Source organism: Pollutimonas bauzanensis, assembly GCF_040393045.1.
Taxonomy (GTDB): Bacteria; Pseudomonadota; Gammaproteobacteria; order Burkholderiales; family Burkholderiaceae_B; genus Pollutimonas; species Pollutimonas bauzanensis_A.
Genome location: NZ_JBEBUX010000117.1, coordinates 1 through 12,547, shown reverse-complemented (window position 1 = coordinate 12,547; position 12,547 = coordinate 1). Strand labels below are relative to the sequence as shown.

At 56.2% G+C, this 12,547-nt stretch carries 12 protein-coding genes and 1 pseudogene; 3 read left to right on the top strand and 10 right to left on the bottom strand.

Annotated features, from left to right (window positions below; translation table 11 throughout):
* Window positions 1–156 (top strand): annotated as a pseudogene (locus tag ABWO67_RS15705) (CoA transferase); the annotation flags it as partial.
* Window positions 153–917, top strand: coding sequence for an enoyl-CoA hydratase (locus tag ABWO67_RS15700; RefSeq protein ID WP_353153177.1), 765 nt, complete (start codon window positions 153–155; stop codon window positions 915–917). The pseudogene ABWO67_RS15705 and the gene ABWO67_RS15700, both read left to right, overlap by 4 nt.
* Window positions 918–946: 29 nt before the next feature.
* Here ABWO67_RS15700 and ABWO67_RS15695 read toward each other — a convergent pair whose 3' ends face one another.
* Together ABWO67_RS15695 and ABWO67_RS15690 are read right to left on the bottom strand one after the other, a co-directional pair.
* Window positions 947–1,654, bottom strand: a complete 708-nt coding sequence (locus tag ABWO67_RS15695) for a TerC family protein (protein ID WP_353153175.1) — start codon at window positions 1,652–1,654, stop codon at window positions 947–949.
* A gap of 331 nt (window positions 1,655–1,985) precedes the next feature.
* The gene (locus tag ABWO67_RS15690; RefSeq protein WP_353153173.1) at window positions 1,986–3,290 is read right to left on the bottom strand and encodes a DUF445 domain-containing protein; all 1,305 of its coding nucleotides are present in this window, start codon (window positions 3,288–3,290) and stop codon (window positions 1,986–1,988) included.
* 65 nt (window positions 3,291–3,355) lie between these two features.
* Here ABWO67_RS15690 and ABWO67_RS15685 point away from each other — a divergent pair, with 65 nt between their 5' ends.
* Window positions 3,356–4,252, top strand: coding sequence for an alpha/beta hydrolase (locus ABWO67_RS15685; protein WP_353153179.1), 897 nt, complete (start codon window positions 3,356–3,358; stop codon window positions 4,250–4,252).
* Between the two features lie 31 nt (window positions 4,253–4,283).
* Here ABWO67_RS15685 and ABWO67_RS15680 read toward each other — a convergent pair whose 3' ends face one another.
* The 8 genes from ABWO67_RS15680 to ABWO67_RS15645 all read right to left on the bottom strand — a co-directional run.
* Window positions 4,284–5,789 carry a tripartite tricarboxylate transporter permease gene (locus tag ABWO67_RS15680; RefSeq protein ID WP_353153171.1) on the bottom strand — a complete coding sequence of 502 codons (1,506 nt, stop codon included), beginning with the start codon at window positions 5,787–5,789 and terminating at the stop codon, window positions 4,284–4,286.
* Between the two features lie 177 nt (window positions 5,790–5,966).
* The gene (locus tag ABWO67_RS15675) at window positions 5,967–6,431 is read right to left on the bottom strand and encodes a YbaK/EbsC family protein (RefSeq protein WP_353153169.1); all 465 of its coding nucleotides are present in this window, start codon (window positions 6,429–6,431) and stop codon (window positions 5,967–5,969) included.
* Window positions 6,432–6,473: 42 nt separating this feature from the next.
* The gene (locus ABWO67_RS15670; RefSeq protein WP_353153167.1) at window positions 6,474–7,823 is read right to left on the bottom strand and encodes an amidase; all 1,350 of its coding nucleotides are present in this window, start codon (window positions 7,821–7,823) and stop codon (window positions 6,474–6,476) included.
* A gap of 100 nt (window positions 7,824–7,923) precedes the next feature.
* Window positions 7,924–8,607 carry a DUF2848 domain-containing protein gene (locus ABWO67_RS15665; RefSeq protein ID WP_353153165.1) on the bottom strand — a complete coding sequence of 228 codons (684 nt, stop codon included), beginning with the start codon at window positions 8,605–8,607 and terminating at the stop codon, window positions 7,924–7,926.
* A 64-nt stretch (window positions 8,608–8,671) separates the two neighbouring features.
* Window positions 8,672–9,955: a TRAP transporter large permease gene (locus ABWO67_RS15660; RefSeq protein WP_353153163.1), complete on the bottom strand. Its 1,284-nt coding sequence runs from the start codon at window positions 9,953–9,955 to the stop codon at window positions 8,672–8,674.
* Window positions 9,952–10,572 (bottom strand): TRAP transporter small permease subunit, encoded by a 621-nt coding sequence (locus ABWO67_RS15655; protein ID WP_353153161.1) that lies wholly within the window; start codon window positions 10,570–10,572, stop codon window positions 9,952–9,954. The genes ABWO67_RS15660 and ABWO67_RS15655 overlap by 4 nt, the downstream gene beginning before the upstream one ends.
* 70 nt (window positions 10,573–10,642) lie before the next feature.
* The gene (locus tag ABWO67_RS15650; RefSeq protein ID WP_353153159.1) at window positions 10,643–11,701 is read right to left on the bottom strand and encodes a TRAP transporter substrate-binding protein; all 1,059 of its coding nucleotides are present in this window, start codon (window positions 11,699–11,701) and stop codon (window positions 10,643–10,645) included.
* Window positions 11,702–11,788: 87 nt separating this feature from the next.
* Window positions 11,789–12,547, bottom strand: a 759-nt coding sequence (locus tag ABWO67_RS15645; RefSeq protein WP_353153157.1) for a putative hydro-lyase, incomplete at its 5' end; no start/stop codon positions are given.

Genomic DNA, 12,547 nt, shown 5'->3' with positions numbered 1-12,547 from the left:
CCCATCGAAGGCAAGGTCAAGAATATCGGCTTTCCCGTGAAGATGCTCGGCACGCCGCAGCAAGTGCGTCGCCATCCGCCGTTGCTGGGCGAACATAACGATGAGATCATTGCCGAGATCAACGCCCGGGTCCGCGCGGATGAGGCGGCGTCATGAATAAATTGGTCAAGCTTGCCATTCACCCAACGGGGGTGGCTGAAATAGTGATCGATCGCCCCGAGCGCCACAATGCCATGACTCTGGAGATGTATGACGCCATGCTGGGGCTGATCGAGCAATGTGCTCAGGAAGCTACGGTGAGCTGTATCCTTTTCAGGGGTGCGGGTGGAAAGTCTTTCATATCGGGCACTGATATCTCGTACTTCAAAGACTTTCGCGAAGGTAAACAAGGCCTTGAGTACGAGGCCTTTGTTGAGCGGGTTATCGATGCCGTAGAGCGTATTGCCGTGCCGACTGTTGCGGTCATCGACGGGTGGGCCGTTGGCGGCGGCCTCGCTTTGGCAACAGCGTGTGATTTTCGCGTTTGCAGCGATCGTTCGCGTTTCGGCGCGCCGATTGCAAAGACCTTGTCCAACACCTTGTCATCACGCAATATTGCGCGCTTGCAGGCAGCGCTGGGTGTGCCGCGCGTAAAGAAAATGCTGATGCTTGCCGAATACCTGACGGCAGACGAAGCGCTGGCTTGCGGCTATGTCTATACCGTGTGTGGGCAAGAAGATTTGGATATGGCGGCCCAGGAGCTGGCGCAGAAACTAATGGGCCTGTCGCAGGTTACGCAACAGGCCGTTAAAGAAAGTCTTAGGCGCATCGTCGTCGAACAGCGGCTCGACGATGATGATTTGATTGAAACCGTCTACGGCAGTCGTGCATTCCATGATGGCGTGGCGTCTTTCACTTCAGGCGCATCAAAGAAATAGCTCGGCCGCAGGCGGTTGTTGCTCGTCAGTTACACGGCGGCTGTGGCAGCACGCTTGCGTTGTGCAAACCAACGGCCAAGCAGCACGATAATCAGTGCGCCGGCAATTTCAGCAGCCAGTTTCACCATGCTGGAGGGCTCGCCGAACTGTTCGACGATGACGATATCGGTGATCAACATCCCGCCTGCGATCCAGCCAAGCAACGCGGCGCCGAAAGTGACGACACTGGGGAAACGGTCGATCAGTTTCAGAACCAGAGTGCTGCCCCAGATGATGATAGGTATGCTAATTACTAGGCCGAAGATGACCAGGCCCATTTGATGGTCCGGATTGGCGTTTTGTGCTGCACCGGCAATGGCGATGACATTGTCCAGGCTCATGACAAAGTCAGCCACGATAATGGTTTTGACCGCGGCCAGGATAGAGCCGCCGCCTTTGATGTTGCTGTGTTCATCGTCATCGGGAATAAGCAGCTTCACGCCGATCCACACCAGCAGTAGCGCACCGACTATTTTCAGGAACGGTACGGCAAGCAGCGTCAATGCAAACGCAATCAAGGCAACACGCAGAATGATGGCGCCGGCCGTACCCCACAAAATACCTTGCATGCGCTGCTTTTGCGGCAGGTTGCGACAAGCCAGTGCAATCACCACGGCGTTGTCGCCGCCAAGCAGAATGTCGATCAAGATAATTTGAAAGACTGCGGCCCAGCTCATCGTCTGTAAAAATTCAAGCATAAATCACCCTTTAGGTATCAATATAAAAGTCGGAAAGGGATACGGATCGGGCTGGCTGTAATGCCGGCTTGCTTGAATGGCGTGTGATGGGGACACGGTGAGCTCCAGACAAAGCAAAAAAGGCCTGATCCGCAAGGACACAGGCCACAGCTATTGCTGGAGACGGACCTTGCCCTTAATGGCAAGGTCTTGCTTGCAACATCTTGATGTTGCCCGAGCACCGGGTGCTTGCAATGTGTTGCAAGACGACCGTAATGACGATGCTGCGGAAGAAAGCTACTCCCCTTGATGGACGTAAGTATATTCGTACTTTGCGTAAAGTCAAAGCATATTAGCCGTTTACCAGTAACACTATCGCGTGCAGCAGCACGCCGATGAGTCCGCCTACCAATGTGCCATTAAACCGGATGTATTGCAGGTCGCGCCCCACGCTTAGCTCCAGTTCGTCCACCAAATGTCGTTCATCCCAGTTTTTGATTGTGTGGGATATATGTTGCGTAACTCCGCTACGCAGGGTCTCGGTCAGTTTTTGTGCACTGGATAGCAGATGATTGTTCAGGGCTTCGCGCAACGACGGTTCGCTGACCAGTTTTGTCCCCATTGCCAACAGCGCCTTTTTCAGATGCTGCGCCAGCGTTGACTCTGGCGTCAGTAAGTCTTTCCGCAGAGCAGCATGAATCTCATCCCACAGGTGCTTAACATAGTCCTGAACCTGTAAGTTATTGATAATGCGCTGTTTAAGTGATTCTATTTGCGCCGCCACATCGGGGTCAGTGCCCAGGCGATCAATATAATCCATCACCCAGTCTTCGTAGTCGCGGCGAACGGGATGATCTGGCTGCGAAAGCATATCGTGCAACTCGTCGATGATCGCCGCCGCCAGTTTGTCGGCAAGCTTGTCGGCCATATCGTCTGTCGACGATACCAGGCCCACGGCACCGACTATTTTCGGCCATTCTTTTTTAGCGTGCTTCAAAAGCAGGTCCGAGGCGCGTTGCTTGACCGGGTCAGTGGCGAGGTGGTTTGCCAGTCGTTGCAAGGCCTCGTCGAGCAGGCGTTGATGGCGGCCATCGCGTGTCAGCAGTCCCAGCACATCGCTAGCGCTGCGCCCCGCATCCCAGCGTTGCAGGTTGGCGATAATGAATTCCTGCATCACTTTACGCACCGCTGCTTCGTCCATAAGATCCAGGACTTGCACTGCCACCTGGCGTGCGGCTTCGCTGACCCGGCCCGCCTGTTCTGGGTCGTTTATCCACTGTCCCAGTCGCGCGGCGGGATCGAATACCTTCAGTTTTTCCAACAGCGCATCGGGATCCAGGAAATGGTCGCGCACGAAAACTGCCAGGTTATCCCCGATGCGCTCCTTATTCTGAGGAATGATGGCGGTGTGGGGAATGGGCAGGCCCAGCGGATGGCGAAACAGCGCCACCACCGCGAACCAGTCAGCCAGGGCGCCCACTGTGGCCGCTTCGCAAAAGGCGCGAACCCAGGCCCAAGCCCCTTGGCCACCCATCAAATGACTGATAATGAAGCCGCTGACCATGGCCGCAAGCAGTGCAGCCGCGACGATTTTCATGCGCCGTAGGGCAGCGTGACGTGGATCCAGGGTGGACGAACCGGCGGGTTGAGGTTTCATGTAGCAATTGTGGCGTGAAAAGCCTTGAAAAGGAACTTGCCTGGGTACGCAAGGTCAAAGTTCGGATGCTTTCGCGCCTTCGCCCCCTTTATCGCCGCCTGCTGGCCGCCGCCCTGATCGCCGCGGCCAGCTTTGTCGGCTATACACAACTTGATGCCTGGCAACGTCAGACCATTTTTTCGCCTGAAGCCGATCGATCGCGGTGGTGGAGCGAGCCGCCGGCCGGAACCGAGGTCTTCGACCTTGTGCTCGACAATGGCCAGAAGGTGCACGCTTGGTACTGGCAACAACCCAGTGCCGATGCGCCTACCGTGCTATACCTTCATGGTGCGCGCTGGAATCTGAACGGCAGCGTATTTCGCATAGAGCACTGGACGCAAATGGGTTATTCCGTCCTTGCCATTGACTACCGTGGGTTTGGTGAGTCGACGGCGCTGCTGCCGTCTGAAGGGTCTGCCTTCGAAGATGCCGCCGCAGCCTTGCGCGAGCTTGTACGTCGCCAACCTGACCCGTCCAAACGCTTTGTCTACGGTCACAGCCTGGGCGGAGCGATTGCCATCGACCTGGCTGCGAGGCCCGACATGCCTGCTGTCGCCGGCCTTATCATCGAGTCCACTTTTACAAGTACGACTGCCATGCTGGCTACGTTGCGCTGGGGCAATCTGCCAGGAGCCAGCCTGTTGGTGACGCAACCTTTCGCATCGATGCAGAAACTGGCTACGCTGACTATGCCCATGCTGCTAATGCATGGCACGGCAGACCGGGTGGTGCCCCACACCATGAGCGATGAGCTATTCGCAGCCGCGCTGAACGTGCCAGAGGGGTTGAAACGCCTGGTCAAGATTGTTGGTGCCTCGCATTCGGGTCTGGTGCGTAGCGGCGTGGAATACGAGTCCGCAGTCAAGGAGTTTATTGATGACGCCAGCGAAGCCTATGGGGAAAGGGCAGGGCGAACGTTTTAAGCCGCTTACTGCCGGCTATCGAAACATAGGATTAATCTTCGTCCACAAACGCCTCTTGTCGTTTTTTCTTTACAGAGGGCAAAGCTACAAGTACGACCAGAATAGCGGCTGCGATCAATAGCGACATGGATAATGGGCGGGTCACGAATGTGGTGAAGTCGCCTCTGGCCAGCAGCATGGCGCGGCGAAAATTTTCCTCCATCATGGGCCCAAGCACCAGGCCCAACAGCAGTGGAGCCCCCTCGCACTTGAGCTTGGTCCAGATATAGCCAATCAAGCCGAATGCCGCGGTCATCCAGATATCGAATACGTTGTAGTTCAGCGTATACACACCGATAGTGCAGAAAACCAGAATCGCTGGAAACAGGATCCGGTAGGGAACATTCAATAGCTTGATCCACAGGCCCACCAGCGGCAGGTTAAGTATCACCAGCATCAGGTTGCCAATCCACATCGACACAATCAGGCCCCAGAATAGATCAGGGTGACTGGACATCACCTGTGGGCCAGGCTGGATATTGTGGATCATCATGGCGCCTATCATTAACGCCGTCACTGCATTGCCTGGAATGCCCAGCGTAAGCAGGGGAATAAATGAGGCTTGTGATCCGGCATTATTGGCTGACTCGGGTCCGGCAAGCCCTGCCGGGTGTCCTTTTCCGAAACGCTCGGGATTCTTGGAAATTTTCTTTTCCAGCGTGTATGACGCAAATGAGGACAGCACTGCACCGCCTCCCGGTAAAATCCCTAGAGCACAGCCCAGGGCTGTGCCGCGAACGGATGCGGGCCATGCCTCTTTGAACTCTTGCTTATTGGGGTACAGAGAGCCGACCTTGCCAGTGATGTCGACGCGTTGATCCTTGAGTTCCAGGTTGGTCATGATTTCGGCAAAGCCGAATACGCCCATGGCTACGGCAGCGAAATCGATTCCGTCCTGTAGTTCGGGGATGCCGAAATCGTAACGGGCTACGCCAGAGTTGACGTCGGTGCCCACCATGCCAAGCAAGAGTCCCAGCAAAATCATGCATACTGCTTTTGGCAAGGATCCCGACGCCAGGACGACTGCGCCGATCAGGCCTAGCACCATGAGTGAAAAGTATTCTGCCGGACCGAACTTGAATGCGACTTCTGCCAGCGGTGGGGCGAAGCCGGCGATTACAAGCGTCGCGACGCATCCGGCAAAAAAAGATCCTAGCGCGGCAATGGCCAGCGCGGCGCCTGCACGGCCATTGCGCGCCATCTGGTGCCCGTCGAGCACGGTTACGACAGCAGAAGTTTCGCCCGGTAATGCCACCAGAATAGCCGTGGTCGAGCCGCCATATGCGGCTCCATAATAGATGCCAGCCAGCATAATCAAGCCTGCTATTGGCGGCAGCACATAAGTAATCGGTAAAAGCATGGCAATCGTCGGCACCGGTCCAATCCCGGGTAGAACGCCGATTAACGTGCCCAACAGACACCCCAGCAGGCAATAAGCAAGATTCTCTAACGTGAATGCTACTGAAAAGCCCAGCATCAAATGTTCAACTATTTCCATTCCGATTTCCCTTTAATCGCTCATGAAAATTTACATCGTGAGGCGATATGTATGGGCCATAAAAGGCGTAGAAAAAAATAGTAATGGTTGAACGACAAAGTAGAAAGTCTGGTTTCCCCTTAAAAATCTGGGGTTTACCCTTGGCTAGCTCTTGATGCACAAAGGCTTGGATTTGCTTCAAGTAGCTTGCGACACATCCACCCATTGCGCCTTGACTAGCGACGCCAAGCGTTCCGGTTCAATGCGGATAGCGCTGTTGGCTGTGCCTGCGGCAGGCATGACGATATCGAAATTGCGCAGGGAAATATCGCAGTAAATGGGAAGGTCGGTGGCCAGTCCGAAAGGGCAGACGCCCCCGACCGGGTGGCTGGTCAGGGCTAGCACCGAATCCGCGTCCAGCATTTTCACCTTGCCGCCAAACACTTGCCTGAGCTTTTTATTGTCCAGGCGCGTGTCACCGCTGGTCACTACCAACACATTCTTGTCGCCGGACCGCAGCGATAGCGTCTTGGCGATTTGACCGGGCTCTACACCGTGTACTTCTGCCGCCAGCGCCACTGTGGCGGTGCTGGCTTCAGCTTCAATGATGACGATGTCGGGTGCATGTTCTGCGAAGAACTGTTCAACGGATTCAAGGCTCATTCTATAAATCGACTAAATACGGTTACTGGCTATGCCGGGCGCTTAATTATTGCCCAGTGCCTGTTCCAATGCCAGCCCTACATTCAGGATGTGTTTGTCCTGGTCTGCCGTCCCGGCGATCATCAGGCCAACTGGCGCGGTGCCGGCAGGATGGCAGGGGATGGAGAGCGCGCAACCATCCAGGAAGTTGATAAGCGTCGGGTTGCGCAGGATCAGGCCGTTGGCGGCGAAATAGGCTTCGTCCGAGGCTTCGAGTTCACTGATGACTGGTGCGATGACCGGTACGGTGGGCATCAGCAGCGCATCGAAGGGCTCCAGGCGTTGTTCGACGGCGGCAATCCATTCGGGGCGTGTCTGCAGCAGTTCGATATAGTCGGCCGCGGTCATGCTTTTGCCGCGCATCATGCGTGACGATACGCGCGGGTCATAGGCTTCGATGTTGTCGGTCAACCATTGCTGATGTAACGCCCATGCTTCCGAGCAGGTAAAGCCGCCAGAGCGGTTGATATAAGCTAGTTGCTCGAATTCGGGTACGGCGATTTCTTCGATTTGCACGCCCAGGCGCTTCAGTGTGGTCAGGGTCTGGTTAAAGACGGCCGTTACGTGCTCGTCGGCGTCATCCATCACCAAGGTGGCGGGCACGGCAAAGCGCAGGTGTTTCAGCGCGGGCGCTACAGGCGCGGTATAAGGCTGGCCACTCAGGATAGCGTCCAGAATGGCACAGCATTCAACAGAGGCTGCCAAAGGGCCGATGGAGTCCAGGCTGGTCGACAAGGGCAGAGAACCCTGGGCAGGCACGCGATGCGCGGTTGGCTTGAAGCCGGTCAGGCCGCAGAAGGCTGAAGGAATGCGGACCGATCCACCGGTGTCGGTGCCGATGGCGGCAACACTCATCTGATCGGCTACCGATACCCCCGCACCTGACGAGGAACCGCCGGGAATGCGCCGGGTTTCGCGATCCCAGGGGCTGCTGGGCGTACCGTAATGCGGGTTCAGTCCCAGTCCCGAGAACGCGAATTCGGTCATGTTGGTGCGCCCGACTATGACTGCACCGGCGTCGATCAGGCGCTGCACGATGACGGCATTACTGGTGGCCGGGGCTGCGTCTTTCAGGACGACGGATCCGGCCAGCGTGGTTTCACCGGCAACATTAAAAAGATCTTTGATGGAAATTGGCAGGCCGTCGATAGGCGAACGTGCCAGGCCTGCCGCGCGCAGGGTGTCGGAAGCCTGCGCCGCCGCCAGTGCTTGCGCGTGATAAACCTTGGTGAATGCCAGGCTACCTTCGCCTTCGGGCGCAGCGATGCGTGCCAGTGCTGCTTGGGTAAGTTCCACCGACGTGGTGTCGCCTTGAGCCAGTTTGTTTTGTAGCGCGAGTAGAGTGGGTAGCATGGATTCAACCGTTTAAAAAAGGTATGGAAGCAAACTGCGTGATGCATAAGGGCCGCCCAGTTGGGACGGCCTCTGTATGGGGATAATAAGCGTTTTGCTCTTATGCGATTTCAGGCAGGATTTTCAGGGTGTAACGGTGCCGGATGCTGCGCTCGCGCTTGGGATCGAAAAGCTCCATCTCAAACGATGGTGAAGGGCGGATGCCGCCGATGGCGTTAACTGTGCCGCAGGTCATTCCGGCATGCTCGGGGATGGTGCTTTGTGCAAAGTGGCCTTGAATCAGGTCGGAAGGGTGGCGCAGCGTGGCCAGCGTACCTTCCTGATACAAGACTTTAGTGCCATTTTCTTCGATCCAGGACCGCAGCACCAGCTCATCCCAATGGTCGGCAACGTCGGCATAGCGCCAGGCATCGGTTGCTACAGGCTTGACACACAGCTGTTTGGACAGCGCTACGCTGTGCGATTCCAGCTTGCGGTCGGTGTGGTCCGAGGCCAGGCTGACCAACATTTCCCCGCCCTGCGAGAAAACAAAAACTTCGGCTTCACCCGAGGAGCCGTCGCCGACGACTTCGACTTCTGGTTCTTGCGAAAGCTGGTTCGAGGCGATACGGTAATACAGCGGCACCGCGCTGGGGCGTGGTACACCGATTTCAGCGAGCTCTTCGATATGGTGCTCGATGGCGGCCAGATCGCGCCCCGCCCACCCAGCTACGATGCAGGTCGTGATGTCGACGGTAATGGATTCGCTGCCAGTGGCTGATGCGACATTAAAAGAAAGTTTCATAACAATTCATCCAAAAAAGATGGCATTGCGCCTCGTGTGCATTGAGGTTTGAGGCGCAAAATATTTAGCCAAAGACAGTCGGCAGCCATAGGGCGATGCCGGGGAAGGCGGCCAGCAGGACAATAAGCACCATCATCATGATGACGAAGGGGAAACTGCCTATCATGACGTCGTTCATGCTGCCGGTTTTACGCAGGCTTTGCACGACGAACAGGTTCAGTCCGACGGGAGGTGTGATCAGCGCGGCTTCGACCAATACGATAATGACGATGCCTAGCCAGATGGGGTCATAGCCTAGCGCCATCATGATGGGCGCGACGATGGGGATGGTCGTGATCATCATGGACAGGGTTTCCATGAAGCAGCCCAGAACCAGATAGAACACCACCAATATCACCAGCATCCAGCCTGGGGACACCCCTAGTCCGGTGATGGTGCTGGTGATCGCGGTGGTCAAGCCGGTCGCCGACATGATGAAGTTCAGAAATGCCGCACCGACCACGATCAGCATGATCATGGCGGTGGCTTTCATGGTGCCTTCAAGGGCTTCTTTCAGCATCGTAAACGTAAGCCGTTTCACGCAAGCGGCGAGTATCAGGGCGCCCACAACTCCTAATGCAGCGGCTTCGGTCGGCGTTGCCAGGCCCGCGTAGATAGACCCTACCACCAGCAGAAAAATGAACATCGGCGGGATCAGGTGAACCAGGCTGGCAATGCGTTGACCCCAGGTCGCCTGAATTTTCTCGCCGCCCCATTTAGGCTTGATGATGCACGCGATGGCAATACTCAACATGAACAACGCTGCCAGTCCGAGGCCTGGAATAATACCGGCCAGGTAGAGCTTGGGCACCGAAGTATTGGTCAGCACGCCATAGATGACCAGGTTGATTGAAGGCGGAATCAGTATGCCCAGGGTTCCGCCTGCAGCCAGGCTGCCCAGGAATAGCGATTCGTTGTAGCCCTTTTTTTGGATCTGAGGAATGGCTACAGTGCCGACTGTGGCCGCGGTTGCCACGCTGGAGCCCGATGTGGCGGCAAACAAGGCACTGGCGCCAATATTGGCATGCATAAGCCCACCGGGCAGCCATGACAGCCAAAGGCTCATTGCACCGTACATTTTTTCCGCGAGGCCGGAGCGCAGCAGAATTTCGCCCAGCATGATGAACAGCGGTATGGCGACCAGCAGGAACTCATTGCTGGTGCTCCATGACACTTCGCCAATGGCGCGCGTCAGGGGAAGCATGGAATACAAAGGATCCAGGATGAGGCCCAGCACCCCCAGGGCGGCGCCCACAGGAATGCTCAGGCCCAGCAGGACTAGTAAAAGCACCATGGTTGTTGCGATCATTTTGAATCTCCTAGAACCATGCGTTCGCCCGCCAGGGCTTCTTCGTCGGCTTCTTCTTTGGTACTGCGAATGCCGCAAATTTCACGGACGGTTTCCAGGTCGCCGGTTACCAGTGCGATAGAGGAGCGCAACAACATCAGGGCCAATACAACGCAAAGCCAGGCAAGGCCGGCAACCCACAGATACTGGGGAATCCACAGCGGCGTGGCCAGAATGGTGTTGGCGGTGGAATTGTTTGCCCATGACAAGGCGGCAACGTCGCCGGCATAGTAGGTCAGGAAAACAATGAACACACCCAGGCAGACAAGCGCAATCCAGTCCAGCAGTGCGCTGATCCGCACAGGCATAAGCTGGTACAAGGCATCGATACGAATGTTGGCGCGTTGCAGGGTGGCAAAGGACAGCGCCCAGGATATGCTGATGGCAAAGGCGTAGCCTGATAGCTCGTCCGAGCCGCCCAGGCTGAAGCTGAAAAATTTGCGCGTGATGACGTCGGCGGAAATGTAAATGGCGCTAGCCAAAGTCAGCCCGCCTGCGATCCAGATCGCGAGGCGCGATAGACTTGTGGCCCATGCCAGCAATTTGCTGACAAAGGCATAACGATCTGATGGTTTCATGTTGGTCACCGGTGGATAAGGCGGTGGCTATCTGGAACACAAGATAGCCACCCGGGAAATTTCCCGTTAATTACTTGGAGGCCGTCAGACCCAATTGCTTGCCGATCGTGGCATTGAAGTCTTTTACGCACTCGGCCGAGCAGCGTGCCGCCCACTTGGGAACGATGGTTTCGGCTGTGATTTTCTTGAGCAACTCGCGATCCGCTTCGGTGGGCTCGACCAGTTTCATTTTGCCTTTGACCGGCAGTGTGCATGCGGCTGCACCGGTGTTGCAGTCATAGCCCTGTTGGGTTTCTTTCGCAGCGGCATCCCAAATGTGGTCGATCATGACATCGATGTTCTTTTGCAAGAAGTCCTGAACCTTGGGATCGAGCTTGTTCCAGTAAGTCAGGTTGGCAGCATGGATCTGTTGGTTCCAGTTGATGGGCAAGGCGTACAAATGAGTACTAACTTCGTACCATTTTGCTGAATAGCCTGACATCGAACCAGTGATGGCGCAGTCTACGACGCCATTTTGCAGGGCGGGAACGACATCGCCAAATGGGATGGTGACACTGGTGCCGCCGAGGGCCTGCACGAACTCGCCTGTGGTGCGGCTGCTGGTGCGAACCTTTTTGCCCTTGATGTCAGACAGGCTGGAAATGTTTGCATTGCAGAACAAGACTTGTCCAGGGTAGGTGGACAGGCCCAGCACTTTGATGTTGTTCTTTTCGTAGAATTTTTCGTAGACCGGTTTAAAAGCGTCGGTGACTTCGCGGGCGATTTTGGCGGAGGGCGCCAAGCCGGCCAGGTCGATAGCTTCGTTAATGGGATTGTCGCTGGCGAAGTAGGCCAGGGTAGCCGTGCCGATAGGTATAACCCCTTGCCCAATCAGGCGCAGGATTTCTGGGCCTTTCAGGCCCATTTCGTTAAAGCCCTTGATGGTGGCCGTGACTTGCCCGTCTGAAAGCTCGGTGATGGTTTTGGTCCAGAAGGGCTGCTCGAAATTCTGATAAGCGGTCAGATTGCTTAGGCCGCCCACGACTTGAAGTTGGGTTTTGGGCAGGCCTGCGACTTTCTCTTGGGCAAAGGTATTGACGCTCAGCAGCAAGCTGCTGGCGGCCAAGGTCGAGAGGACTAAGCGTTTCATAGTGTGTGTTCTCCTGGATGATTTTCCGACGATATGATTGATTTGCTTTGCGCGCCGGATTTCGCGTACAGCTACTGGTGCAACGGACTAAAAGGAAGCCAGCTGCGTGTTGTGCAAGTCGGTAATCAGCATGTGGCCAGGGGCGTGAGTAATGCTGAATTCTGGTTTGACTGTCTGGATAATCGACTGCGGGGTTACGCCGCAGGCCCAGAAGACCGGGATTTCGCCATCGTTGATGGGCACTGGATCACCGTAATCGGGCTTGTTGATGTCTTGGATACCGATCAGCGCCGGGTCCCCTAAATGGACGGGGGCGCCGTGTACTGAAGGAAAGCGCGACGTAATTTGAATGGCACGGATGGCGTCCCGCGCTAGCATGGGTCGCATGGAGACGACCAGTGGGCCTTGCAGTGTGGCGGTGGCCTGGGTGGGTATGTTCGTGCGGTACATGGGCACGTTTGTACCCTGGCTGATATGCCGTACATCGATGCCGTCGGCCAGCAGGGCTTCTTCGAATGAGAACGAGCAGCCAATGGCAAATGTGACCAGGTCGTCTTGCCATACGTCATGCAAATTGCGGGGCTCGGCGATCAGTTCGCCTTTGCGCCAAACACGATACTTGGGGACGTCGCTGCGTATATCCAGATCTTGACCCAGGCCGGGTAGGGCGAATTCACCCGGTTCGGAAACCGCCAACAACGGGCAGGGCTTGGGGTTGCGCTGACAAAACAGAAGGAATTCAGCCGCCAACGCCTGGGGCAGTATCATCAGGTTGGCTTGTACAAAACCCGGGGCCAGCCCGGCGGTGGGGCCATTATGCGTTTCTTGCCGAATCGCCTGGCGGCA

Bases quoted from the DNA above. Each gene is read 5' to 3' on its own strand.
- ABWO67_RS15700 (WP_353153177.1), top strand. From the start codon at position 153: ATGAATAAATTGGTCAAGCTTGCCATTCACCCAACGGGGGTGGCTGAA.
- ABWO67_RS15695 (WP_353153175.1), bottom strand. From the start codon at position 1,654: ATGCTTGAATTTTTACAGACGATGAGCTGGGCCGCAGTCTTTCAAATT.
- ABWO67_RS15690 (WP_353153173.1), bottom strand. From the start codon at position 3,290: ATGAAACCTCAACCCGCCGGTTCGTCCACCCTGGATCCACGTCACGCT.
- ABWO67_RS15685 (WP_353153179.1), top strand. From the start codon at position 3,356: ATGCTTTCGCGCCTTCGCCCCCTTTATCGCCGCCTGCTGGCCGCCGCC.
- ABWO67_RS15680 (WP_353153171.1), bottom strand. From the start codon at position 5,789: ATGGAAATAGTTGAACATTTGATGCTGGGCTTTTCAGTAGCATTCACG.
- ABWO67_RS15675 (WP_353153169.1), bottom strand. From the start codon at position 6,431: ATGAGCCTTGAATCCGTTGAACAGTTCTTCGCAGAACATGCACCCGAC.
- ABWO67_RS15670 (WP_353153167.1), bottom strand. From the start codon at position 7,823: ATGCTACCCACTCTACTCGCGCTACAAAACAAACTGGCTCAAGGCGAC.
- ABWO67_RS15665 (WP_353153165.1), bottom strand. From the start codon at position 8,607: ATGAAACTTTCTTTTAATGTCGCATCAGCCACTGGCAGCGAATCCATT.
- ABWO67_RS15660 (WP_353153163.1), bottom strand. From the start codon at position 9,955: ATGATCGCAACAACCATGGTGCTTTTACTAGTCCTGCTGGGCCTGAGC.
- ABWO67_RS15655 (WP_353153161.1), bottom strand. From the start codon at position 10,572: ATGAAACCATCAGATCGTTATGCCTTTGTCAGCAAATTGCTGGCATGG.
- ABWO67_RS15650 (WP_353153159.1), bottom strand. From the start codon at position 11,701: ATGAAACGCTTAGTCCTCTCGACCTTGGCCGCCAGCAGCTTGCTGCTG.